The organism is Rheinheimera texasensis DSM 17496 (assembly GCF_000711985.1).
Taxonomy (GTDB): domain Bacteria; phylum Pseudomonadota; class Gammaproteobacteria; order Enterobacterales; family Alteromonadaceae; genus Pararheinheimera; species Pararheinheimera texasensis.
In genome coordinates this window covers 1230233-1254951 of sequence record NZ_JONU01000007.1, presented here as the reverse complement: position 1 = coordinate 1254951, position 24719 = coordinate 1230233, and the positions used below count along the sequence as shown (strand labels likewise).

Sequence of the window (24719 nt, the reverse complement as noted above, 5' to 3'; positions counted from 1 at the left end):
AATCCGGAGTCTCGTCATGCCTAAAATTTATCGCCCGTTGCCAATCGCAGCCCTGTTGAGCACTGTTTTACTTTCCCAGCCTGCACTGGCCACAGTGGTACTGGTGAAAACCAGTCTTGGCGACTTTGAAGTCAACCTGTTTGATCAATCTACGCCGGTGACCGTCACTAACTTCCTCAGTTATGTCAAAGCGGGCAGCTATAACGGCACCTTTATCCACCGCAGCGAACCCGGCTTTGTGATCCAGGGCGGTGGTTTTAAATACAGCGGCAATAATGCCGCGCCTTTCAGTGCTGTCGCACAACAAGCGCCGATCCGCAACGAACCCAAATGGTCCAATGTTCGGGCAACTATTGCGATGGCCAAAGTCGCCGGCGACCCACATAGTGCGACCAATCAATGGTTTATCAATCTGGCGGATAACAGCGGCGGCAATCCGCAGCTCGATTTACAAAACGCCGGTTTTACCGTGTTTGGTCAGGTGACGGGCAATGGCATGGAAGTGATTGATGCTATTGCCGCACTGCCGAATAAGCTCAACGCCAGTTTCAACGGTGTGCCACTGCGCAATTACACCAGTGCCGACGCGACAGCGCAGCGTGCGGTGACGCAGGAGAATCTGGTGCTGATTGAAAGCATCAGCGTGGTCAATAGCGAAGTTAACAGCGCGGCCAGCCTGAATCCAAAGGCCAATACCGCGATTTTGCAACAGCAAAACAGTGGTGACAGCAGTTCAGGTGGTGCTTTCGGGTTTATATTGCTGGGCTTCACCGCTTTGCTCGGCTGGGCCCGTCGCCGTTAATTCGGTCAGACAGTTCTGGCAAAAGCAGGCCGCTGCAGTGACCGCGGCCTGTTCAGTTTGTATCGGCGGTAATTGCATACACCAGCAATTCGCCTGCCCCAGAGCAAAACCGCAACTGTTGTTTCCGCCACAACGCGGGCACATCAGGGCATTCAAGATGTCCTCTGCCATCTTTTTTAACCTCCACGATGCTGCAGATGCAGCTGCAACGCGTTGGCCGCAGCGCTGATATGCTGTTGCAACAAGTCTAATGCGGCCTGATGACGCCCCTCACGCAAATGCTGTAACAGCGCACGATGTTCTGCCGCACTTTTCTTACCATAACCCAGCTCTACTTGCTGAAACCCCAGGTACATCGCGACTTTCAGATGCAATTGCTGCAGCAATTGCAGCAACATTGGCATGGCGCAAGGTTGATACAACAGCTGATGGAACTGCCAGTTCAATTCACCCTGTAATAGTGGATCATTTGCGGCGGCGTCGGCCGCATTCAGACAATCTTCGGCAGCGCCCAAAATCGCCTGATTCAGCTGCGGCAATGCCTGACGCAGCGCTAAAGGTTCCAGCTGACTGCGGATCAAGCAAAGTTCCTGCGCTTCGGTGGCCGATAAAGGCGGCACCATCAGACTGGCTTTACCGGCGCTGACCAGCCAGCCTTCAGCAGCCAACCGCGACATTGCGTCCCTTACCGGAATACGGCTGGTCTGATAATAGTCTGCCAACTCTTGTTGTTTCAGTGCCCGGCCTGCCGGCCAGCGCCGGCGGCGAATGTCGTCCCGCAGTTGCAGATACAGATCAGCTTTTTGCATCAGGCCCGCCATTTTTGCAGCAATAACACCACCAATCCCAACACCAGCCCCCAGAAAGCCGACGCGATACCAAAAAAGCTGACGCCAGATGCGGTTAGCAAAAAGGTCAGCATTGCAGCTTCGCGATAAGGGCCCTCGGCAGTCACTACCGACAAGTTGCCGGCGATAGTCACCAATAACGCCAGCCCGGCGACTACCGCCACCAATGCCGGAGGAAAGGCCAGAAATAATGCCACTATGGTTGAACCAGCAAGGCCAGTCAGCAGATAAAACACTCCGGCGGCAATGCCGGCGCGATAACGTGATGCCGGCTCCGGATGCGCTTCAGGCCCGCTACAAATCGCAGCAGTAATAGCCGCGAGGTTAATTGAGAAATTGCCAAAAGGCGCGGTGATCAAGGTCAGCAAACCAGTCACAGTTAATAACGGCGACACCGGCGTCTGATAACCCTGACTACGCAGAACTGCCAGCCCCGGCAGGTTTTGTGACGACATCGTGACGATAAACAGTGGCAGTCCAACGCCTAATAACGCCTGCCAGTGGAACTCGGGCCAAACCCATTCCAGTTGCACCAACGAAGGCTGCAACTGCTGCACCGACCATTCGCCGCGTAGCAACGTGCAGATCACTCCGGCCAGCAATACCAGCGGAATACTGTATCGGGCAATAAAACGCCGACTCAGTACAAACAGCAGCACCAACCCAATCACCAGCACAGGCGCTTGTGGCAAGTAGCGGAAGATACCCAGGCCAAACTGCAGTAAAATCCCGGCCAGCATGGCATTGGCCAAAGGCAGCGGCAGCACTTTACTGAAGCGGTCAAACCAGCCAGACAGCCCAATTAGCAAAGTCAGCAAGGCACTGAACATAAAAACGCCGACCGCTTCAGCCAGACTGTAGCCACTGAGGCTGGTGGCGAGCAGCGCCGCACCTGGCGTTGACCAGGCCGTCAGTACCGGCGCTTTGAAGTACCAGGAAAAGCCGATGCAGGTCACCCCCATGGCAAAACCCAAAATCCCAATCCAGCTGGCGATTTGCGCAGCATTGGCACCTGCAGCTGCAGCTGCCTGAAACACAATGGCAACAGAGCTGGCAAATCCAACTAACACCGCGACAAAACCTGCGACCCAATGTGAACTGCTCCACCCTGCGATATTTCCACCGCTCTGCTGTGCTGACGCTGTCATGCTGCCCGACCTGCACTGTTTGATTTGTCAGCAGCATAGCATTAAATGTATACACAAAATAATTTTGTATACATTTTTAGTTTTTTCCTGCGGCCTCCAAGTGACGGGCGACATAACTGCAACTGGCGTAAATCTTTAGCTGTTGATGACGGGCCCATTCGAGCGCAACCTTAGTTAACAATGCTGCAATGCCCTGCCCCCGAAATTCTGGCGGCACAAAAGTATGATAAAAATCCACCGCCGACTGTCCTTCCACCTGAAACAGCCGGTATTCCAGCCGCGCTTCGGCGCCTTCGGCCTGATAAATAAAACAACATTGCTCTATCTGGTGTTGCACCTGCATCACTACTCCTCCGGGTTATTCATCTCTGTTACTGAAATTCAGACAAGCTTTACGCATGACAACGCTATCATTTAAAGTGGCGGCATTCTGACCGCTCTGTGACCGCTCGCTGGCTACATCCACGCCGGCCCGAAGGATAAATGATGAAACTGCCTGTGCTTTCTGTGTTAGTTGCTGTGTGCGCGTTAGGCGCGCAGCCGGTATTCGCGGCGGATACCGCGTCAGCTTATTATGAAAAAGCCCGGCAATACAGTCAGCAGGCACAATGGCGTGAAGCGGAACTGGAGCTGCGCAACAGTCTGCAGCAAAACCCGGCCTATCTGCCCGCCCGGCTGATGCTGGGTCAGGTTCTGCTCAAAGCCGGAAACTGGAGCAGTGCAGAAAAGGAATTACAGCTTGCACTCGATGGCGGTGCTGCGGTCGAACCACTGATTTACGATTTGTTGCGGGCCTTACTGGCACAACAGAAAACTGCTGAAACTGCGTTTTTGCTTGAGCAACACCCGACACTGAAAGTTCGGCCCGCTTATCAGCTGATGCAAGCGAACTTGCTGAAGCTTCAATACAAATACGATGAAGCAGCCACCTTGTATCAACAGGCGCTGGCACAGGCCGACCAAGACCTTGCCGACGAAATCCGCTTCCAGTTTGCCGAATTACGCTTAAATCAGCAGCAATTCTCGCAGATCCCGCCATTGCTACAGGCTATTCGCCCGGATGGTAGCTTTGCGACTAAAGCGCAGTACCTTCAGGCACAATTACATCTGGTCCAGCAACAGCCAGATTTGGCACTGCGCATTTATCAGCAACTGCTGAGCAAAGACCAAAACGATCCAATCGCATTGCTCGGCAAAGCCCGGGTGTTACAGCAACAGGGTAAATTAGCCGAGGCGCTGCAAAGCATTGTGTTGTACAGGGAGAAATTCCCCTACAACCCTTATGGCCAGTTGATCCATGCAGCGTTGGTTGGTCTGCAGGGCGATGACAAAGAACAAAACCGCATGCTACGTCAGGTGCAAATGCAGCTGAACAATCTGCCGGAAGACGCCAAGGAGCAGGAAGATGTGTTGTTGTTGGCGGCAACCATGGATTTCAGCCAGGAAAAATTTGAACAAGCCATTTTAAAGCTGCGCCGGGCGCTGAAGCTTTATCCGGCCAATTACCAGGTGCATCAGTTGTTGGCACAAAGTTATCTGCAACTAAACGATGCCAAAACCGCAGCGGGTTTCAGTCAGCAGGCCATCAAACTCAATCCGGCGGATTTCCAGCTTTATTTACTCGCTGCCGCCATTGCCCGCGCCCAACAGGACGCAGCGGCAGAAATGACGGTGCTGCAAACAGCTTTCCAGGCTTTTCCGCAACAAAGTGAAGTGCGTAAAGCTTATATCCAAAGCCTGCTGCGCAATCAGCAAAGCGCCAAGGCCCGGCAAGTGCTAAGCGAGCAACCCGGACATAATCAGCAAGCTGATTTAGTTGTGCTGGGTTATCTGCAGCTGGAACAAGGTTTACTGGGCGATGCGCAGCAAACTGCAGCTGATTTACTCAAGGCTGATCAGTCCAAAGTGGAGATTTTCCAGCTGGCCGGCGATGTCGCCGCCAAATCTGGTGATGCGGCCCTGGCCCGGCAGTTTTACCAACAGGCGCTGACTTTGGACGCGTCCTACAAACCCAGCCTGTTATCCATGGCTAGTCTCGCGCTGCAACAACAGGACTGGAAAGGAGCCATGCAGTCCTACCAGACCTTGCTGCAAAAAGATGCGACCGACTCACTGGTACTGCAACTGATGGCTGACGCCGCGCTGCGGCTGGGGAAAGCCACCGAGGCAATCCATTATTTACAACAGCTGGACCAACAGGACGGCAAGCTGGTGCCAGCCCGCATGGCGTTAATGGAATTGTATTTACAAACCAACGCATTAGCTGAAGCCAAAACTCTGGCCGAACAACTGACAGAACAGACCGACATCAGCGCAGATTTGTATTTTGCTAAAGCCCGGCTGGCACTAAAGCAACAAAACCAGGCGGAAGCGCAGCGTCTGAACGAAATTCTCTATGGGCTTTGGTACGATCAACCCTGGCGGCTGCGCGACCTTGCCGACCTGCAATTAAGCGCTAAAGACAGCAACGGCGCCAAGAAAACCCTGAACCGCCTGCAGGCCCTGGATAGCGATGAAATCCAGCTCAGCCTGTTGCAGGCCCGGTTGGCGTTACTGGAGCAGCGTTATGCCGACGGCTTGCGCCAATTGCAAAAGCTGGAAAGCCGTCAGGCGAATCAGCCGGCAGTGGCTGAACTCAAAGCCCATTTTTATCTGGCACAAGGCCAAAATAAGGCCGCAGTAGAAATCCTCACCCCACTGTTCCGTCAATCTGGTGCGCAACAACATTTGTTACTGTTGCTGCAGGCGCAGCGCGACCAGCCGGCCGTGGTGCAGCAGTTGTTACGAAATTGGTTGCAGCAACACCCAGCGGACCTCAGCGCCACTCTGGCACTGGCTGAACAGCTTGAGCAAACCGGCGCTCCCGAGCAAGCCCGTGCCGTCTACCAACAAAGTCCGTTATTAGCGACCCAGGCCATTTTGCAAAATAACCTGGCGGTGTTGCTGTTTGATACGGATCCACAACAAGCACTGCAATGGGCGGAAAAAGCGCACCTGTCTATGCCGGAACAAGCCGATATCCTCGATACGTACGGCTATGCGCTGGTCAAAGCCGGCCAGGCTGAAAAGGGCCTCGGCGTGCTACGCGAAGCCGAGATCCGGCAGCCGCAAGCAGCTTTACTGCAATTGCATATTGCTGCCGCGTTACTGCAGCTCAAACGAACTGCAGAGGCCAAAGCGATCCTCAGTGCCCTGAGTGGCCGTGAACTCAGGACATCGGAACAACAGCTGTTGCAGCAATTGTTGAAATATTAGGAAAATATCTCAGTTACAGAGTTTCTGCTTCAGGAACTCTGTTTTCACCCGGTTATATACGAAAAACTAACAGTAATTCTCGAAACTCTCTAACAGTACGCTCCACCTAACACATTGATTAAGAATAATTATTTCAAGATAAATTTTATATATCTGCCATTCATGAAAAATTCAAAAAGACAGCGTTGTCAAAAACAGGCTAATCCGCTATCATTGCGCAAATTTTCAGCACATGCAGGAGTCTGCAATGAAGTTAGCTTTAGTTTTGGGGTTGGTTGCAGCCAGCCTGTTCAGTGTGGCTAGTCAGGCCGGTAGTATCAGCCTGGGCCAGGCTGCCAATTACAACGTATTCGTTAAAGAAAACTTCAGCGCAAGCTCGTCAGACACCGAAGGTGCGGCAGCCATCGGCGGTAATTTGCAGGTCAATGGCGGTTATGACTTTGGTTACGTCAACAGCAGTGCCGCTGCAACAGTCGTTGTCGGCGGCAATGTGGTCAAATCCGGTTCTGGTCATCTGAACGTCTATGATGGCGCCGGCAATACCCGCCTTGGCGAGCTGGTTTATGGCGGCAGCTATAGCGTGACCGGTGGTGGTGTTGGTGCTGCGAGCACGACCAAAGCACCAGCGACAGTGGACTTCAACAGCGCTTTTACTCAGCTCAATGCGCTGTCCGATCAACTGGCAGCCAAAACAACCCCTGCAGTCGGAATCAACCGGAATACTCAGGACGGTGTGTTGGTGTTTACGCCGGCCAAAGCCACCGCAGACAATGTCTACGTATTTAATATCACGCAGGACGACCTGAATACTTTCCACACCATCCGCGTGGATAACAGCAGTATCAGTAAAGACGCGTTGGTGGTGTTTAACGTTAGCAATCCAAACGGCACGCCAGCGAAAAACTGGACACCGCAAGAAAAATGCGCGGCCGGCCAAACCAACTGTCTGTCACTGACCCAAGTACGTTATGAAGTCGGCGATCTAAACAGCAACAGTTCGGCCATCGCCAACCATGTACTCTTTAATTTCAACGGCATCAATGACCTGCGTATTTCGTCTTCAGTCTATGGTTCGATACTGGCGCCTAAAGCGGCCATTTCAACAGAATGGGGCGTGATTTGGGGTCAGGTGATGGCGAAGTCATGGAGCGGCAATCAGCAGGTCAACTGGGCACCGCTGGACATCCCGCCGGGCGGAAACAACAGTGTCAGTGCACCAAGCCCGGTCGCCCTGCTGTTATTAGTGCCGGCGTTATTTTGGCTACGCCGCCGTACAACCTTGCTGCCGCAGCTACAGCTACAAACTGCCTGATTTTTATACTCCAGCAGAGACGGACCCACGGGTCCGTTTTTTTATGCCGCAAGTTACGTCACGGCGCCCGCCAGTTCGTGTTTTTCACCAATGCTGCCCATGGTTTTTTAAAACCGGGCCTGTGTTTTGACCAACTCTCAGCAAAATAACGCTATTCGCCGGAATAATGGTTGAAAAACCTAACCTGATCAGTAATCTGAAGCGATGAACAACGGCGAACCGCCGTTACCGGAAAAAGAGACCGCTGATGCCCACAATTGGAACTCCCGGCAGCGCCAGCAGCACCAAAGTATTGCTGTTGGGCTGTGGTGAACTCGGAAAAGAAGTTTGCCTGGAATTAAAACGTTATGGCTGCGAAGTCATAGCCGCAGACCGCTACCCCAATGCGCCGGCCATGCAGGTGGCGGACCGCCATTATGTGATTTCGATGCTCGACGGTGCCGCACTCCGCCAACTGGTGATCCGGGAGAAACCAAATTTCATTGTGCCGGAAATCGAAGCCATCGCCACTGCGACCTTGCTTGAACTCGAACAAGAAGGCTTTTGTGTGATCCCAAGCGCACGCGCCGCTCACCTGACGATGAACCGGGAAGGTATCCGCCGACTGGCCGCTGAAGAGCTGGCCCTGCCAACATCGCGTTATCGCTTTGCTGATGATCACCCGAGTTACCTTGCAGCAGTCGCAGAAATTGGTTATCCCTGCGTAGTGAAACCTATCATGTCCTCCTCCGGCAAAGGCCAGTCTGTGCTGAAAAGCCCGAACGACCTGTCCCATGCCTGGCAATATGCGCAGGAAGGTGGCCGCGCCGGCAAGGGCCGTGTCATTGTCGAAGGTTTTGTCGATTTTGACTATGAAATCACCCTGTTGACCGTGCGGACGGCCGACGGCCAGACGCAGTTTTGCGACCCTATTGGTCACCGGCAGGAGCGCGGCGATTATCGTGAGTCGTGGCAACCACAGGCGATGTCAGAAGCTGCTTTAACTAAAGCGCGCGACTATGCCGGCCGCATTACAGCAGCGCTGGGCGGTCGGGGATTGTTTGGTGTCGAACTCTTTGTTAAAGGTGACGACGTCTGGTTCAGTGAAGTCTCGCCAAGACCACACGATACCGGCATGGTCACGTTAATTTCGCAGAATTTATCTGAGTTTGCATTGCATGCGCGAGCCATTCTTGGTCTGCCGGTCCCGGTCATTCGCCAATATGGGCCTGCGGCTTCTGCAGTCTTGCTGGTGGCGGGGCATTCGCAGCAAATGCAATACGGCAATCTGGCTGCAGCATTAACCGAACCAGACACTGAAATCCGTTTGTTTGGCAAACCAGAAGTTCAAGGTGAACGCCGGCTTGGCGTAGCGCTGGCACTGGGTGATTCCGTGCAACAGGCCGTTGATAAGGCTTTGCAGGCTGTAGCGCAGGTCAAAGTCAGTCTCTGATCATCAGGCTGTGGCTGATTGTGCTGAAGTCTCCTACACTATGAATGGACTGCCTGTTCCGGGGCGGTCTGCACAACCTGCAGTTCTGCAAAAGCAGTGCTGAATTGTTTTGGTCGCGACTAAGAGGGAAGCTCCATGATTTTGTTAGTTGGTGGTGAAAAAGGCGGCAGTGGCAAAAGCTGTCTGGCGCAGAATATCGCAGTGTATTTTTCCAGCCTGAAAAATGCCAATGTCATCCTGGTCGATTGTGACCCGCAACGCACCACATCTGACTGGGTTCAGGAGCGTCACTTGTCGCCCCAGGTCCAGTGGATCAACTGCGTACAAATGTATGGGAAAATCCGTTACGAATTAAAGAGCCTGGAACATCACTACGATTATGTGATCGTCGACTGTGGTGGTCAGGACAGCGTCGCGCTGCGTTCAGCAATGTCAGTCGCTTCACACGTGTTACTGCCACTGCGTCCGAAACGCCGCGACCTGAAAACGCTTGAACATCTGGAAGACCTGGTCAGCAACTGTAATGTGGTCAACCCTGACATGATTGTTGCTTGTGTCCTGACCCAATGCCCATCGTTACCCAATCAAAGCAACCGAATTCTCGAAGCCAAAGACGTCGTACGATCGTTTAATCTGCGGGTACTGAATTCAGTCACTTTCAGCCGCAACATCTACGACGACAGTGAAGAAAAAGGTATGTCAGTGATGGATACAGAGCCGGATGGTAAGGCCGCGACTGAAATCAAAGACATCATTCAAGAATTAATGGCAATGAAGGCGATACAAGAAGATGGCATTGACCGATCTGAAAAAAAATTCAACACGATCGAATAAGCTCGCTTTTTCAGTCGATGAATTTATTGCCGACGCTGAAAACTATGCGATGGGTAAACCGCAAATCGTCAGTGTCCGTAAGGTTGCCGGCGATGAACTGGAGCCTTTAATTAATAAAGGCCCGATGCGACATGCCACTTTTACTTTGAGCGAAGAAGCGATCGAAATACTTAACCAGCTGAGTCAGGAAACCGGAGTCTCAAAATCCAAATTAATCCGTCAGTTGATTTTAAATGTCGACGCACACAATCAAAGTGCGGTGCTGCAAAGCGGTCATGCCGTGGTGGTGAAAAAAGTCGAATAAGCAGGCGAATCAGCGGCTCCAGCCGCTGATTTTCTTACATCACAAGACTGAACTAGCGCATGCCGCGTTCGAATTCAGCGATGACATCGCAGATCCGGCCCTGTGTACTGCCAAAAAACAACGGATTAAATTGTTTTTCCACGCAATAAGCCTGATAAAACGCCAATAATTCGGCCTTATCACTGGTGATCCGTTTTAATTCTTCTTGCTGTTTCTGTCCCAATTCACCGGAAAACGTCGCAAAACGTGCACTGATAGTCCGCAGCACCTGTTCACCATGCACCTGACTCGCCTGACTTGCTCGCTCAGAAAACAGAGAATACAGCTGTTCCTTATAAGGCTTAATTGTTGGATGGTCAGAAAAAGTCGCTAACAATAAAATTGCGACAATCAGCCACAAGGTTTTTTTCATACTGCCTCCACTTGATTCTTTCCCTATTCTACGCAGATCAATCAGGCTGACAACAGGCAAAGCACAATTGTCAACGTCATTGACACTTACGACTCATCAACGTGTCAACACCAGCAACACCCTGAGCTAAATCTGATTGCAGGCTATTGAAATACTGAGCTATATCAAATGGTCCGCATATTGCTAAGGGTATAATAGATGTCCAGGCATAGGTTACAAAAACCATAAAAACGACATGGCCTTTGGACAAGCCGCGGACCGGAACTGCTATACTCGCAATCCTGCCCGACTGTCACTGCAGCACATTCAGCATTAACGAGGTACCCCTTGGACCAACAACAACGAATTCCGGTCAAAGTTGACACGCATAACCCCAAAGCGCCGGAACATTATCCGTCGCGTGACCGGATTTATGTCCGGGCAGTCAAAGGGTTGCACCAACGTTTGCGCCGTAATATGGGTTTTGTGTTTATGGCGATGTTTTTTCTGCTGCCGTGGCTGCAGTTTGAAGGACATCAGGCGGTATTATTTGATTTGGATGAACAGAAGTTCAATATCTTTGCGATGACGCTGTGGCCACAGGATTTCACCATCATGGCCTGGATCTTCGTGATTGGCGCTTATGCACTGTTTTTTGTCACCACGTTTTATGGCCGGGTCTGGTGTGGTTACCTGTGTCCGCAGACGGTCTGGACTTTTATTTTTATCTGGTTTGAAGAAAAAATTCAGGGCAACCGCAATCAGCGGATGAAACTGGATAAAGACCCATGGAGCGGGCAGAAAGTGTTGAAAAAAGGCCTGACGCATTTTGCCTGGCTGGCATTTTCACTGCTGACTTCTTTGATCTTCGTCGGCTATTTCACGCCGATTGACCAGCTGTTTATCGATTTTTTTACCGCGCAGGCCAGCTTCTGGTCCGTCGTTTTTGTGCTGATTTTTATGTTTTGTACTTATGGTAACGCCGGCTGGATGCGTGAAATCATGTGTACCCACATTTGCCCCTACGCCCGCTTCCAGTCCGCTATGTTCGACAAAGATACCTTTACTGTAACTTACGATGCGGCACGGGGTGAAAACCGCGGTCCACGCTCACGCAAAGATACTGAATACAAAGTCAAAGGCCTGGGTGACTGTATCGACTGCAACCTCTGTGTACATGTCTGTCCGACCGGCATAGATATCCGTAATGGTCTGCAGTACGAATGTATCAACTGCGGCGCCTGTATCGATGCCTGTGACGATACGATGGATAAAATGGGCTATGCCAAAGGCTTAATCAGTTACACCACAGAACACAGTCTGAATGGCAAACCGACCAAAGTAGTCCGGCCTAAACTGTTGGGTTACTTTGTTGTGCTGCTGGTGGTCTGCAGCGCTTTTGGCTGGACCTTATGGACCCGGATGCCGGCCGAAATGGACGTCGTGCGCGACCGCGGCAGCTTGTTCCGTGAAACCGACGAAGGCTTGATCGAAAACACCTACACGCTGAAAATTATTAATAAATCTCAGCAGGAACAAACCTTTAAGCTTAGCTTCACCGGTATGGACAAAGTGAACTGGCTCGGTATCACCGAAGTCACTATCAAAGGTGGCGACACTGCCAGTGTGCCGATCAGTCTGGCGGCAGATCCGGCGGACTTGTCTAAACCGATGACCGATATTGAATTCAGCATCGAAAACGTTGCAGATGCTGAAGTGAAACTGTCACAACGCAGTAATTTCTTCTCAGCGCGTTAAGTGTCATTGCTGACCAAAGCCGCCTGCGGGCGGCTTTTTGTTTTTACGCTACCGGGGCCGGCGCGGTATCATAGGCCATCAATACCTTCTGCCGCCGGTGCGCACTGATGTCTGCTCATTTCCATTTCGCTCAGTTACAACCCGAAACTTTATTGGATGCCCTGCAAAGCTATCGCATCCTGCCAGAGAGCGGCTTACTAGCGCTGAATAGCTATGAAAACCGTGTCTATCAGTTCAGGGCTGAAGACCAAAAAAAGTATGTAGTGAAGTTTTACCGGCCAGAGCGCTGGACTGCAGCACAAATCAACGAGGAACATCAGTTCTGCTTCGATTTACAGCAAGCCGGGCTTGATATTATTGCGCCCTTGCAGTTCGATGGTCAGGGCCTGCTGCAGTATCAGCAATACTCTTTTGCCGTATTTCCCAGCAAAGGTGGCCGCGCGTTCAGCGCAGAACAGGATGAACACTGGGAACAACTTGGCAATTTATTAGGGCAAATGCATCAAACCGGTGCCGGCCAGGTTTTCCGGCACAGGCCACAGCTGAATATCGAAGCCGATCTGCAGCAGGCGGTCCCGGAACTGCTACGCTGCCCCCTGTTGCCGGCCAGCCTGCACGAATCTTTTGCTTTAGTGACGGCTGAGTTACTGCAGAGCATCCGCCAGCTGCAATTACCTGAATTCAACCCAATCCGACTGCATGGCGATTGTCATGCCGGTAATATTCTGACTGATCAGCGGCTATTTCTGCTCGATTTTGATGACTGCCTGCAAGGGCCAGCTGTACAAGACTGGTGGATGTTGTTAAGCGGTGATGAGATGGAACAGCGCATCCAGCTTGAAATTCTTGCCGAGCAATATCAGAACTTTACTGATTTTAACCAGTCTGAACTGGCGCTGATTGAACCGCTGCGTTGCCGCCGGCAAGTACTGTATATGCTATGGCTGGCCAAACGCTGGGCAGATCCGGCGTTTCCGTTGCATTTCCCCTGGTTTGCGACGGAAGACTACTGGCGACAGCAGCTGGCGCAGTTAAAGCTGCAGCAACAACGCTTGCAGCAGCCGGCTATCAATCTGTATCCGGACTATTACTGAGACCTGCGGTCACCAGCTCTATACAGCGGAAATTGCTTCAGTGTAAGCTGTGCGCCATCAAAGACTTTTCAACGGATTAACTGGAAATTGCTATGAAAAAACTGTTGTCGTTTTTATTCGCGTTTTGTCTGGTGCCAGCAGCCATGGCGGTTGGCGGCCCATATGAAGAAGGCAAGCATTACAAAGTGATCGCCGAACAGGGCACTGCTAAACCTGAAGTTAAAGAGTATTTCTCATTTTATTGCCCACATTGTTTTTCGTTTGATCCCATCGTCAAAAGCCTGGAAAAGTCTCTGCCGGAAGGCACAGCGTTTAAGAAATATCATGTCGATTTTATGGGACAAGCCAGTCAGGAAATTCAGGCTGGTCTGACACAGGCGATGATTCTGGCCAAAGCCAAAGGTAAAGGGGACGAAGTCAGCAAAGCGATTTTTGAACATATTCATGTGAAACATCAGCCATTTGCCACAGCTGACGACATTAAAGCAGTAGTTGTTGCAGCAGGCCTGGATGCCGCCATGTATGACAAAGATATCAATAGCTTTGTGGTGAAATCACAAACTAAACTGATGCAAAAAAGTCAGGCTGATGCGTCTAAAACCAAAGTATTGGATTCAGTACCTACATTTATCGTCAACGGCCGTTACAAAATCATCAATCAGGGGCTGGATCAAGCCAACACTGAGCAGGATTTCAAGGCCTTAGTCCAGTACCTGCTCAGCAAACCATAAGCACACGGAGTCTTGTTATGTACCGTCAGATCGCCAAATCCTTTTTATTCTGTGCCGGGCTTGCCGCAGCTGCTTTCAGTCAGGCGGCCTCCACCTTCACCGAAGGCAAACATTATGAAGTCGTAGCTGAAAAAGCCACCGCAACTCCGGTGGTAACCGAGTTCTTCTCGTTTTATTGCGGTCATTGTTTTGCCTTTGAACCTTTGGCCAACAAACTGGCAAAAAGCCTGCCGAAAGGCGTGAAGTTCGAAAAAAACCACGTTGATTTCCTGCAGGCAAGCCCACCTGAAGTGCAAAACAGTATGGCAAGAGCTTATCTGGTTGGCCGCAATGCTGGCAAAGGTGAAGAAGTCGCCGGGATGATCTTTGATTACATCCATAAACAACGTGCGAATTTTGGCTCAGACAGCGATATCCGCTCGTTATTACTGGTCAATAATTTTGACGCTGCAACTTTTGACAATGGCTTTAACAGTATGCCTGTACTGGCTGAAGCCAGCAAAATGAAAGAACAGCAAAGCTATTGGACAGAGAAAAAAGTACTGACCGGCGTCCCTATGCTGTTGGTCAACGGCAAATATAAAGTGAAATTCGATGGCCTCGATAAAGAGAACGCCGAGCAGGAGCTGATTGATTTGCTGGCTTATCTGGCTAACAAAAAATAACCTTGTCATTCTGCCTGACGAAGCCGGTGTTGAACCGGCTTTTTTATGGAAAAATCTTAGCCACATTAAAATATCAAGTTTTTATCAAGAATATTGCCAGCACCAACAGCTTCAACTGATTGTTTTTGATGTTTTTATCCACTTATAGTCTGGGTAACCGGTAAGCAGTATCAGACCGGATTAACCGAGCAATATAAGCCAGGGTATATTCCATGACCGATTTGAGTATCCAACGAAACAGCACTATCGCCAGTGCCTATGTTTCGACGGCTGCAGCACCGGCTGCCGCCAAACTAACCCCACAAGCCAGCGCAACGGCGACTGCTGATTCAGTGTCTATCAGCTCAGAAGCACAGAAGTTATTTGAGCAGTCGATTGTCGATGAACCGATCACGCCAATGAACGGTGGCGGAATAAGACCACCAGACGAGCCGCCGGCTAAGCCAGTTAAAGACTAATTTTTATGCTGAACGAGCAAATATTCGAGCTGCTGAAATCATTCGAAGATGTTACCAGCATCATGTACATCGTACTTTTTCTGGTGATTTTCTTTATTGAAAAGAGAATGAGTTCAGCCACTGTAGCACTGCTTGTTTTGTGCTTGTGCAAGGGTATGGCTAGTTTGATTCTGCCGGAACTACTGACTTTAGCTTCGCAAGTTGGTTTGCAGTACAAGTTTGCCTGGTATGGTTGCTGGATGGGGTTAAACGTGATTTGTATTGGCCTGATACTGAAATTTCATCTGTCGCACAAGATCCGGGCATCAAATGTTGCAATTACAGTCTCTCTGGCCTACGTCATGCTGACTGTGGTTCAGGCTCTGGATTTTATTGACCGGGCCACTCTCAACAGCAGTGCTTTTGCCATGATCTATCAGGTCAGTATTCCGACCATTAATATCGGTCTGATCCCGCTGATTTGTTACTTCTGGCTGCAGGATTTCCGCAAGGCCGCGTTGATGTACAAGGAGGGTTAGATGTCATTTGTGCTGATACTGATAAGTGTCTTTATGGTCTTTCTGGCAATCATTGCACATAGAAAACTGCTTGCCCTAAGCGGCGAACCGCAAATCTACGCAGAAGTGGCCAGTGAATTACAGCAGCGTGCGCATGATTTGCTGGTACGCAAAGACCATATTGAAGCGCGGGCTCATCTCGATTTGGCAGATGAGAACGAACGCTGGAAAAATGATCTGGCGCAGTACATGGAAGATTATGAGCAGGAAGCTTTGGCGCGCAGACGATTACATCTGGGCCGGTAAAATCGGCCTTTGAGCAACGACCATTCTGAGCAAGGATGCACTGTAAAACCAACCTTTGCAGCGGGTGATCCGCTGCTTTTTTTATATACTCTTAACATCTATCCGCTGGTATATGGCCCATGACCAGGCAGAATATCCAGCATAACGCGGGTCACCATCGGCGGAAACACCGTTAAATGATCTTCGCCGTCCAGCACCGCTGATTTTACCTGTAAACCTTTGACCGGACGCAGCATTTGCTCAAACCGCTGCATATCGCCAACCAGATTGGTGTTTTTGTAGTGCCGGGCCGTTGGCCCCGGCTGTTCAAAACCACCGCTGTACAACCAAACTCTGGCAGCGGCCCCCGCCGGGAGCGCCCGGAGTAAGGCCGGTGCTTCGGACAGCAGCTTGCCTTGATCAAACCAATACGACGGACTACTCAGCACGTAATGACTGAATAACTGCGGTTGATGCAACAACATATAAGTGCCCAGCAAAGCACCATAAGAATGACCCAGATAAATCTGCCGCTGGCGATCCAGCCGGTAGTGTTGCTGCAGCAGTGGCAATACCTGCGTCGCGATGAACCGGGTAAAGGCCGGTGCATTACCATAGGCCGGCTGATCAAAGTTTTCACCGGCTCTGGGCGGACGCGCTTTCACATCAGAGGTGGTGTAATCGCGGCTGCGGCTGGCAGCCGGAGTATCCGTGGCCGGATAAGCCAATCCAACCAAAATAAAATCTTCGATATTCCGGCCCTGCTGGCCAACCCGGTTACGGATACTGCGGATCAGCGGAAAGGCATAAGGCGCGTCGGTCACCAGCAGTAAAGGGTAATCTTGCTTGTTACTGCTATAAGACTTTGGCACATCCACCCACACCGGGTAAGTGCGGCCCTGAAAACTCAGTTCATACACTGTGGTGCCCGTTAATGTCACAGGCTTAATCTCCGCCAGACAGCGAAAACCAACACCTGACAACAACAGCAACACGACGATTTTTCCCCACAACTGCATCAGTCCCATCCGGTAGTTCCTGGTCATTTAGCCCCCTTTTTTGCAGTCCCCTGCTTTTGTTTCGCCAATTGTGGCCCTGGTAATACCTGCTGCCAGAACCAGCCTGCCAGTTTGCCGGTGACATCCGCTTCGGCATTGGTCAGCAGCACCAGGCCGTAACCTGTCGATGGCGAATAAGCGATATAAGGCCGGTAACCGTCGACTACGCCAGCGTGGTAATACAGCCGGTCGTCGCCGTACTGCACCATGCGCCAGCCGCGTCCATACCAGGCCGTGGCATTACGATATTGCTGCCAGACCGGCCAACGCGGTTTGCCCGGCATTTTCACCAGCGGCTGTTGCAATTGACTGAGTAGCGCCGGCGAGAACACTTCCGGGCGGTGACCCAGCATCGCAATCAGATACTTCGACAAGTCACGTGCGCTGGCATTGACCCCGGCCGCGGCCGGGAAGCGATAAAAATTTGGTTTGGGTTTGACCGTCCGCCAGCCTTTGCCGCCCCTTTCATGCGGCAGCGCTTTATTGCGGCTGGCCAGCAGACCGGCCAGGCCATATGAGGCGTTATGCATCTGCAACGGGCTGAACATCCGCTCAGTCACCAGACTTTCATAAGATTTGCCGGTGGACTGTTCAGCCGCCCGCCCGAGCAGACCAAACAACACATTCTGGTAGCTGTAACAGCGGCGCGGCGGGCAGACCGGCGCCAATTCTGCCAGTCGCGGCAAAATTTCTGCCGGCGTTTTGTTGGCTTCAATCAAATCTTCAAACGCATGAGCCCAAAAACCAGAGCCTTGTGACAACACACTTTCGACATTGACCTGCTGCTCGATCTGCGCATTTTTCAAATGTAATTCAGGGACATAAGCTTTCAGCGGTTGCTGCAAATCAAGCCGGCCCTGCTGTGACAGCTGCACCAGCAAATTGCCGGCGAAGGTTTTCGACACAGACGCAAGGCGAAACACAGTGTCCGGATTGACCCGCGCTTGCTCGCCGACAGCGCGCACACCATAGCTGCCAAGCGCCAGCACCCGATCCTGATACACGATGGCATAAGCACCGCCCGGCACTTTGGCGCTTTGCAGCTGCGCGTTAAACTGCTGCTGAAATTGCGCCGAAAGCGCCGGATCGGCAGCCGCCAGCGCCTGACCGGCAGCAGCAAAACCACAGCAGGCTGCCAGTGGCAAAAAACAGAAAAAACGGTACAACTTATTCACCCGTGACTCCTGGCATCATGTTTAAAGGCAGTAAGGTTGCCGGATTGATCCGCTTGCCGGCCTGGATCAGTTCCAGATGCAGATGTGGCCCTGTAGTGCGGCCGCTATTGCCCAAAGTGCCGACTGACTGACCAGCCTGCAACTGCTGGCCGGGCTGCACTGTGACAGCGTCGAGATGGGCGTACATTGACTGATAACCACCACCGTGGTCTATCAACACCACATTCCCGAGGTTCGGGTGCAGGCTGTCGCTGCCACTGAGCAGTACCCGGCCAGCGGCAACAGTCAGTACCGGTGTGCCACGGGGTGCAATAAAATCGAGCCCGCCATGCGGTTTGCCCTGGCGGAAACTGTGCACTTCTCCAAACCAGGAGCCGACCCGGCCCTGCTGCAGCGGCGGCAGCCAATGCTGTGGCGCCAGACCAGTCAGCTCAGTTTTCAGCGCCAGCGCCGGTACACTCAGGCTCATCAAGGCAAGGGCTAAAACACCGAACTGCCGGCCGGACAACAACTGCGTGGGCTGTAAAATTTGCTGCAGCCGTTGTTGTAATACTTGCGCCGGGCCTGTACCGGCATTGGCCTGCAGCCAAAGCCTGGACTGAACCGCCTGTTGCTGCGCGCGGATCACCGCAAGCAAAGTGCGGGCATAGGTGCTGCGCTGAGCCGGATGTTGGCGCAGTACCCAGTGGTCAACGGCATGTTCCATCGCCGCATGGTAATGTCGCTCCAGCAGTCGCAGCGCCGGATTAAACCAGCACAGGGCGCAGAGCAGCCGCCAGCTCAACAGCCATAGCGGGTCACGCCGCTGCAGATGTTTCAGTTCATGCCATAACAACAGCCGCTGCTGGCCGGCAGGTAAATGCCAGAACCAGTCCGGCAGCCACAAAGTGCTATGCGTGATACCGCTGACAAAAGGGCTGCCGCCATGCGGCAATTGCCGCAGTTGCAACGGCTGACGCTCAAGTGCCGCCTGTAATGCCGGGTCCACCGCGACGACAGCGGCCAGACGCTGTGCCGGTAACGGCAACGACCATTGATGCAGACGTCGCCATAACTGCCATTGCCGCGCCATCAGCACGGAGGAGAGCACGCAACCGGCCGCCAGCAGCCAAAAGACTAATTCCGGCAACCAGGCCTGCAGCGGTTGTTGCTCCAGCCAGGCCGGATGGGTCGGTAATGCCAGTAACGGGCTAATGCCGTGATCATGCGGCATCAGCCACAATGCCGGCAGGACTGCGCCTCGTTCAGGCCAGGGCAAAAAAGGCAGCACGGATACCAGCAGCAACAGCGGTGCCAGCGTCGTCGCCGCTATCAGCCGCTGCGAGTAATGCCGGCCAAGCTGTAACAAGCCAGCCAACAGTGAGGTCCACAAAACCCAGCAAAATAGCAGCATTAACAGATTCAGCATGGCTCGTCTCCCCGCTCCAGCTGTTGCAGCTGTTGCTCCAGCGCCTGCAAGTCCTCAGCACTTAACAAGGCACTGTCGGCAAACATCGCCAGCGGCAGCGGTTGCTTCAGTTCCAGCACCCGGCTGGCGAAATCCTGCGCCAGTGCGGCCAGCGTCGGCACTTTGGCCACCAGCGCAGCATAGCTGTTCTGATTACCCTGCTGCACCAGCTGCAGCAGACCTTTGTCGACCATGCGCTCCAGTGTTTTGCGGGTGGACGAATAGCTCCAGTCCAGCACGTCCGCCAGTTGATCGTGCAGCTCACGGCCGGTTTGCGGCTGTTGTTGCCAGAGCAGTTTCAGGATTTCGAGTTCAGGTGCTGTCGGTTGCATCAGCGACTCTCTGTATGGTTGATATGGTCATGCTGCGACAACTGTCGCAGATTGGCAAGCAAAAAATGCGACAAATGTCGCAGCTATGATGTAAGTGGACAAAAAGTCGGCTCGACCGCCGGAAATTCAGCGGCAACAGCGATGTTTGACAGATTTTTCACATTACCCGCATTATGCTGCGCAGAACCCGAAATACCGGATCCATTCATGCCACAGCCTGCTGCGTCACAAACCGCTTTCCCTGGCCGGACTTTACGGATTTTACTGGTCGAAGACGAACCGGCACTGGCGCGGAATATTGTCGATTATCTGCAGTTGCTCGGACATCAGACCGATTACGCCGCCGACGGCAAACTTGGCCTGCAGCTGGCGTTGCAGCAGCAGTTTGATGTGATTTTGCTGGATTTGATGTTACCGCGGCTGGATGGCCTGAGCTTGTGCCGCCAACTGCGCAGTCAGGCGAGCCGGCACACGCCGGTGCTGATGTTAACCGCCCGCGACACGCTGGCTGACAAAACCGATGGTTTTTATGCCGGCGCCGATGATTATCTGACCAAACCTTTTGCGCTGGCTGAACTGGCACTGCGCTGCCAGGCGTTAGCGCGGCGCAACGAGCCGCAGCAATATTGCCTGGAGATTGGCCCTTTACGGCTGGATCGGCGCACTTTGCAGGCCTGGCGCGACGACCAGCTGCTACAACTTCATCCGCTTGGCTTTCAAATCCTGCAACTTTTGGCCGAAGCCTATCCGGCGGTATTAAACCGTCAGCAACTCACCGACCAGCTCTGGCCGGAGGATGCGCCGGATTCAGATGCGCTGCGCAGTCATATTTATCTGCTGCGCCAGCAGCTCGACAAACCTTTTGCCTGGCCGTTATTGCACACAGTGCACGGCGTTGGTTTTGTCCTGCGACTGTCGGAGCCGGCAATATGACCAAAACCTCGCTGAGTCTGCGCATCCGCGCTGCGTTTTTGCTGTTGGTATTGGCCTGCGGTGTGTTATTTGGCCTGCTGATGCTGGTGTTTGTGTACACCACTGAAGATGCACTGTTTTATCAGCGGCTGGATCAGGAAATTGCCCGCCAGCAGGGGTTGCCAGCCCCGACCCGGCCACTGGACAGCCATTTAAATCTTTATCATTCGGCCGCTGAGTTCCCTGCGGATCTGGCGGCGGCTTATCAGGCTGAGCCCAAAGCTTCGGAGCTGGCCGGCAGCGAAGGCCGGCATTATCACTTGAGACGCTGGGTCCATCCAGCGACCCCGCAACAACTGTTTCTGGTGACCGAAGTCAGCCAGCAATTGGTGGTGCGGCCGGTGCTGCGACCGATGCTGGCAGTCTATGGCGGCCTGCTTGCGCTGTTTTTGCTGCTGGCGCTGGCACTGGGCTGGTATCTGGCCCGGCGCGCTGTGGCACCGCTGCAGCAACTGGCGTTGTTGGTCAGTCAGGAACCGGTCGCTGCCGGTTTTGCCAGTCAGTTTCGCGACAAAGAAATCAGCGTACTGGCGCAAAAACTGGAATCCAGCCTGCTCAGATTGCAGCAATTTGCCGAGCGCGAACGCCTGTTCAGCCGTGACGCCAGCCATGAACTGCGCACGCCATTGGCGGTGATCCAAAGCAGTTGTGAACTGCTGTTATTACAACCGCCCATTGATGCGGCGGCACAGCGCCGCCTGCTGCAAATTGCCAGTGCCTGCGGCCAGATGCAGCAGCTGATCGACAGCTTATTGTTGCTGGCACGCGAAGGTGAAGGGCAACAGCTGAGCGCAGTGACCCTGGCTCCACTGTTGCAGCAGCTGTGGCTGCAGCAACAACAATGGCAACCGAGGCCGGACTTACAGCTCGATGTGCAGCTGCCGGCAGATCTGCAATGGCAAGCCCCGGCGCCGGTGTTACGGCTGCTGTTTGCCAATCTGCTGCAGAATATCTGGCGGCACAGCGCTGCCGGTATTGTCTGCATCCAACCGCTGCCACAAGGTCTCAGTCTGAAAAACCCAATGCAAACGGCAGCAGATCAGGGCGCCAATGGCTTTGGCCAAAGTATTGCCGCAAGGCTGGCCAAGGCCTGTGCCTTGCATTTTGACAGTAAAGCTGACGCGCAAGGCTGGTGCACCCGCTTGCAAACCTTTCAGCGCGACCCACTTTGACAAAAATTTCACCAACGCGGCGCTATCTTCAGTTTTTCTCTGCACAGATGAGCATTGGTGATGGTCAAACCCGGATGGATTAAAAGTTTAAGCCTTGGCTTTGGCAGTGTCTTGCTCTGCCTCTTACTGCTGTTTAGCGGGTTGCTGCTGTGGCCGCTGGCTGAGCCGCCTGGCCCGGCCTGGCGCGGCGACGCTTTAGTGCTGGACAATGTACATATCGTCGACACCCGCAGCGGCGAACTACAGCCTGACCGTGCCATTTGGATCAAACAAGGCCGTATCGAGCAAATCACTGCGGCAGGCATCAGGCCGCCCGCCGCTTGTCATTATGTCTCTGGTCAAGGCAGTTATGTGGTGCCTGGATTGTGGGATAACCACAGCCATAGCCTGAAACTGTCGCCACAGCTGCATCACCCGCTTTACCTGGCACATGGTGTGACCTATTTGCGTGATATGTCCGGCTGTATGACCGGCACCGACAGTCTGGCCGCCTGCGCCGCCGACCGCAGCGCCTGGACAGATCAAGCCCGCAGCGGGCAACGCAGCAGCCCGCTTTATCCGCAGCAAAGCAGCTTTGCCATCAATGGCGGCGCGGAAGTACCGGACGGTGCGCCGGCTTTTTTACGCCTGCAAACTGCGGCGGACGCCACAGCGCTGGTCAGGCATTATCAGGCACTTGGCGTCGATACGCTGAAAACTTATGAATTTTTAAGCCCGCAGCAATATCAGTGGCTGAGTGACGCAGCGGCCGGCACCGGCATGCAACTGGCGGGGCATCAGCCCTGGCGCGTCACGCTGGCCGACCTGATTCAGGCGCGCCAGCGCAGCGTCGAACATGGCCGCTTGTTTTTATTCGAATGTTCCACAGTGGCGATGCAGCTGAAACAACAGCAGATGCGGGAGGGGCTTATCAACAGCGATGTGTGGCGCGAAATTTTGCAAAGCCAGGACCCAGAGCTGTGCCGGCAGAAAATGCGCGCGATGGCCAAAGCCGGCATCTGGTGGAGCCCGACGTTATTAACGCTGCAGCTCGGTGCCCGGGCAGCGGAGCCGGCGTTTCGGCAAGACCCGCGGCTTGCGCAAGTGCCCTGGTTGCTGCGAACACTCTGGCAAGCCGATGCTGACAGTATGCAAAGCCGCGGCTATGACCAAAAAGGCCGGCCTGTGCATGCAGAACTGCTGACATTGGCACTGCAACAGCTCAAACAAGCGGTGACGCTGGGGGTGCCCATTCTGGCCGGTACCGACACCCCGGACAGTTTTGTCTTTGCCGGCAGCGGTCTGATTGACGAGCTGGCGCTTTATACCCAGGCTGGAGTCACCCCGCTGCAGGCGCTGCAAAGTGCGACTTTATGGCCGGCACAATATGCTGGTATGGAGGCGAGTGCCGGCGCAGTCGAAGTAGGAAAAGAGGCGAACTTACTGCTACTCGCCGCCAATCCGCTGCAGCAAATTCAGGCGCTGCGTCAGGTGGAAGGGTTAGTCCTGGCAGGCCATTGGTACGACAAACAGCAACTGCAGGTTTTGCAGACTTTTAGCATAGAGCAAGCCGGCAGCCTGAGCATCAACCTGCAGCTCGCCTGGTCGGCACTGCAAAGTGCCCAGTTCCGTCAGCAATTTGCTGATTAAACCCAGCTACTCGCCGGCACTGGCTTTGGCAGTGCTGGTTTTGGCCGGGCTGGCTTTGGTCGGTTTCACTGGCGCTGCGGTTTTGCCGGTTTTGCTGGTCGTGACTGCAACATTGCCAACTGGCGCTTTTGCCTTCGCAGCGGTGTTGACCTGTTTGGCTTTTTTTGTCGGCGTGGCTTTTTTCACCGGAGTCGTTTTGGCGACTTTGCCCGTCACAGTGCGTTTTTTTGCAACCGCCACGCGTTTTTTCGCAGGTGTCTGACTGGCTGCGGCCTGACGTTGCATTTCAGCTAAAGCCTGTTTACGTTCCTGCGGGTTTAATGGCAATAGTGCAATTGGGTCTTGTGGCACACTGCCACGCCAGAGTTCAAAATGCAGATGTGGCCCGGTGGCGCGGCCGGTCTGGCCAACCAAACCAATCTGCTGGCCGGCTTCGACCCATTGGCCAATTTGCACATCCAACCGCGATAAATGCGCGGATAAACTGGTCAGCTGGTCGCCATGTTCAATCAGCACAGCATTGCCAAAGGCTTCGCTGAGGCTGCTGTTATCGGCGCTTAATACCACGCCTGCGCTTGCCGCAAAGACCGGCGTGCCACTGGGCGCGGCAAAATCAACGCCATGATGCTGGCGATTGCGGCTTTTAATGATGTAACGGGCGAATGAAGCGCTGATGCGGGCACCGGGCAATGGATGCACGAACGTTACAGGCCCACGCTGCTGCGTGACAGTTTTTTCTGCCACCGGCGGCGGTGTGACCGGCGGTGCGCTGGCGCAGCCTGCCAGCAATAGAAGCCAGCCCAACAACAGACCTGCACCTGACAGCTGCCGATGTTGCAACAATAAACGCATATAGTTTGATCCCGGCCAACTGTGAGTCGGCGTCTGTGTTTGGGGTTTCACCTGCCAGCACTTTTGGTACAGCGAGACGAATATGCCAACCAGTGTCGCCGGATCAACGACTTCCGGCAAGCCAACTATGCAGATCTGCTTCATTTCCACACTGTTGATACAACAAATGCTGTATAACTTTTATCTTTTATTCCATTTAGATATATAAAAACCAAATGACAGCGGTTGTCATGTTATAAAAAATCGCTACAATGCGCGGCATCTGGAC

26 protein-coding genes are annotated in these 24719 nt (G+C 53.2%); 16 read left to right on the top strand and 10 right to left on the bottom strand.

The annotated features are described in order from the left end of the window. Positions 1-16 precede the first annotated feature (16 nt). Positions 17-802: a peptidylprolyl isomerase gene (locus tag Q399_RS0105845; protein WP_031566574.1), complete on the top strand. Its 786-nt coding sequence runs from the start codon at positions 17-19 to the stop codon at positions 800-802. Here the strand turns inward: Q399_RS0105845 and Q399_RS22515 are convergent. From Q399_RS22515 to Q399_RS0105830, 4 genes are all read right to left on the bottom strand, one after another. Then, positions 734-946 (bottom strand): cysteine-rich CWC family protein, encoded by a 213-nt coding sequence (locus Q399_RS22515; protein WP_422784843.1) that lies wholly within the window; start codon positions 944-946, stop codon positions 734-736. The genes Q399_RS0105845 and Q399_RS22515 overlap by 69 nt on opposite strands. Before the next feature lie 32 nt (positions 947-978). Next, positions 979-1611 carry a GntR family transcriptional regulator gene (locus tag Q399_RS0105840; protein ID WP_037045790.1) on the bottom strand — a complete coding sequence of 211 codons (633 nt, stop codon included), beginning with the start codon at positions 1609-1611 and terminating at the stop codon, positions 979-981. Further along, a complete protein-coding gene (locus Q399_RS0105835; RefSeq protein ID WP_051685778.1) occupies positions 1611-2798 on the bottom strand; it encodes a benzoate/H(+) symporter BenE family transporter in 1188 nt (395 codons plus the stop codon). The genes Q399_RS0105840 and Q399_RS0105835 overlap by 1 nt, the downstream gene beginning before the upstream one ends. Before the next feature lie 76 nt (positions 2799-2874). Continuing rightward, positions 2875-3141: a GNAT family N-acetyltransferase gene (locus tag Q399_RS0105830; RefSeq protein WP_037045571.1), complete on the bottom strand. Its 267-nt coding sequence runs from the start codon at positions 3139-3141 to the stop codon at positions 2875-2877. A 140-nt stretch (positions 3142-3281) separates the two neighbouring features. On the opposite strand from Q399_RS0105830, the gene Q399_RS0105825 reads away from it, so the two are divergent. From Q399_RS0105825 to Q399_RS0105805, 5 genes are all read left to right on the top strand, one after another. Beyond that, entirely contained in the window at positions 3282-6053 is a 2772-nt protein-coding gene (locus tag Q399_RS0105825; protein ID WP_084164118.1) for a tetratricopeptide repeat protein, read from the top strand. Between the two features lie 247 nt (positions 6054-6300). Beyond that, a complete protein-coding gene (locus tag Q399_RS0105820; protein ID WP_031566561.1) occupies positions 6301-7365 on the top strand; it encodes a choice-of-anchor A family protein in 1065 nt (354 codons plus the stop codon). Positions 7366-7612: 247 nt separating this feature from the next. After that, positions 7613-8797 (top strand): formate-dependent phosphoribosylglycinamide formyltransferase, encoded by a 1185-nt coding sequence (purT, locus tag Q399_RS0105815; protein WP_031566559.1) that lies wholly within the window; start codon positions 7613-7615, stop codon positions 8795-8797. A gap of 135 nt (positions 8798-8932) precedes the next feature. Continuing rightward, the gene (locus Q399_RS0105810; RefSeq protein WP_031566557.1) at positions 8933-9631 is read left to right on the top strand and encodes an AAA family ATPase; all 699 of its coding nucleotides are present in this window, start codon (positions 8933-8935) and stop codon (positions 9629-9631) included. Beyond that, on the top strand, positions 9588-9935 hold the full coding sequence (locus tag Q399_RS0105805) for a ribbon-helix-helix protein, CopG family (protein WP_084164114.1): 348 nt from the start codon (positions 9588-9590) through the stop codon (positions 9933-9935). The genes Q399_RS0105810 and Q399_RS0105805 overlap by 44 nt, the downstream gene beginning before the upstream one ends. Positions 9936-9987: 52 nt before the next feature. Here Q399_RS0105805 and Q399_RS0105800 read toward each other — a convergent pair whose 3' ends face one another. Further along, positions 9988-10347, bottom strand: a complete 360-nt coding sequence (locus Q399_RS0105800) for a hypothetical protein (protein ID WP_031566553.1) — start codon at positions 10345-10347, stop codon at positions 9988-9990. 327 nt (positions 10348-10674) lie between these two features. On the opposite strand from Q399_RS0105800, the gene ccoG reads away from it, so the two are divergent. From ccoG to Q399_RS0105760, 7 genes are all read left to right on the top strand, one after another. Continuing rightward, a complete protein-coding gene (gene ccoG, locus Q399_RS0105795; protein ID WP_031566551.1) occupies positions 10675-12084 on the top strand; it encodes a cytochrome c oxidase accessory protein CcoG in 1410 nt (469 codons plus the stop codon). 107 nt (positions 12085-12191) lie between these two features. Then, a complete protein-coding gene (locus tag Q399_RS0105790) occupies positions 12192-13178 on the top strand; it encodes a serine/threonine protein kinase (protein WP_031566549.1) in 987 nt (328 codons plus the stop codon). Positions 13179-13270: 92 nt separating this feature from the next. After that, entirely contained in the window at positions 13271-13909 is a 639-nt protein-coding gene (locus tag Q399_RS0105785; RefSeq protein WP_031566547.1) for a thiol:disulfide interchange protein DsbA/DsbL, read from the top strand. A gap of 17 nt (positions 13910-13926) precedes the next feature. Beyond that, entirely contained in the window at positions 13927-14574 is a 648-nt protein-coding gene (locus tag Q399_RS0105780) for a thiol:disulfide interchange protein DsbA/DsbL (protein WP_031566545.1), read from the top strand. A 212-nt stretch (positions 14575-14786) separates the two neighbouring features. Then, positions 14787-15032 (top strand): hypothetical protein, encoded by a 246-nt coding sequence (locus tag Q399_RS0105770; RefSeq protein WP_031566541.1) that lies wholly within the window; start codon positions 14787-14789, stop codon positions 15030-15032. Between the two features lie 5 nt (positions 15033-15037). Next, on the top strand, positions 15038-15550 hold the full coding sequence (locus tag Q399_RS0105765) for a hypothetical protein (protein WP_031566539.1): 513 nt from the start codon (positions 15038-15040) through the stop codon (positions 15548-15550). Then, positions 15551-15835, top strand: coding sequence for a hypothetical protein (locus Q399_RS0105760; RefSeq protein ID WP_031566537.1), 285 nt, complete (start codon positions 15551-15553; stop codon positions 15833-15835). 98 nt (positions 15836-15933) lie between these two features. On the opposite strand, the gene Q399_RS0105755 is transcribed toward Q399_RS0105760, so the two are convergent. Genes Q399_RS0105755 through Q399_RS0105740 form a run of 4 tightly spaced genes read right to left on the bottom strand, consistent with a single transcriptional unit; the run spans position 15934 to position 19826 of the window. Then, positions 15934-16860 (bottom strand): alpha/beta hydrolase, encoded by a 927-nt coding sequence (locus tag Q399_RS0105755; RefSeq protein ID WP_084164112.1) that lies wholly within the window; start codon positions 16858-16860, stop codon positions 15934-15936. Beyond that, a complete protein-coding gene (locus tag Q399_RS0105750) occupies positions 16857-18047 on the bottom strand; it encodes a serine hydrolase domain-containing protein (protein ID WP_245612837.1) in 1191 nt (396 codons plus the stop codon). The genes Q399_RS0105755 and Q399_RS0105750 overlap by 4 nt, the downstream gene beginning before the upstream one ends. After that, positions 18040-19455 (bottom strand): M23/M56 family metallopeptidase, encoded by a 1416-nt coding sequence (locus Q399_RS0105745; RefSeq protein WP_031566530.1) that lies wholly within the window; start codon positions 19453-19455, stop codon positions 18040-18042. Before Q399_RS0105745 ends, Q399_RS0105750 begins: the two co-directional genes overlap by 8 nt. Then, the gene (locus Q399_RS0105740; protein ID WP_031566528.1) at positions 19449-19826 is read right to left on the bottom strand and encodes a BlaI/MecI/CopY family transcriptional regulator; all 378 of its coding nucleotides are present in this window, start codon (positions 19824-19826) and stop codon (positions 19449-19451) included. The genes Q399_RS0105745 and Q399_RS0105740 overlap by 7 nt, the downstream gene beginning before the upstream one ends. A 207-nt stretch (positions 19827-20033) precedes the next feature. Here Q399_RS0105740 and Q399_RS0105730 point away from each other — a divergent pair, with 207 nt between their 5' ends. From Q399_RS0105730 to Q399_RS0105720, 3 genes are read left to right on the top strand one after another with little or no spacing between them, the layout of a single operon-like run. Then, positions 20034-20759 carry a response regulator transcription factor gene (locus tag Q399_RS0105730; RefSeq protein ID WP_051685776.1) on the top strand — a complete coding sequence of 242 codons (726 nt, stop codon included), beginning with the start codon at positions 20034-20036 and terminating at the stop codon, positions 20757-20759. Beyond that, positions 20756-21970, top strand: coding sequence for a sensor histidine kinase (locus Q399_RS0105725; protein WP_031566523.1), 1215 nt, complete (start codon positions 20756-20758; stop codon positions 21968-21970). The genes Q399_RS0105730 and Q399_RS0105725 overlap by 4 nt, the downstream gene beginning before the upstream one ends. Before the next feature lie 60 nt (positions 21971-22030). Further along, positions 22031-23599, top strand: a complete 1569-nt coding sequence (locus Q399_RS0105720; protein WP_031566521.1) for an amidohydrolase family protein — start codon at positions 22031-22033, stop codon at positions 23597-23599. 6 nt (positions 23600-23605) lie between these two features. Here the strand turns inward: Q399_RS0105720 and Q399_RS21435 are convergent, their stop codons facing one another. Next, positions 23606-24451: a peptidoglycan DD-metalloendopeptidase family protein gene (locus Q399_RS21435; RefSeq protein WP_051685775.1), complete on the bottom strand. Its 846-nt coding sequence runs from the start codon at positions 24449-24451 to the stop codon at positions 23606-23608. Positions 24452-24719 lie beyond the last annotated feature (268 nt).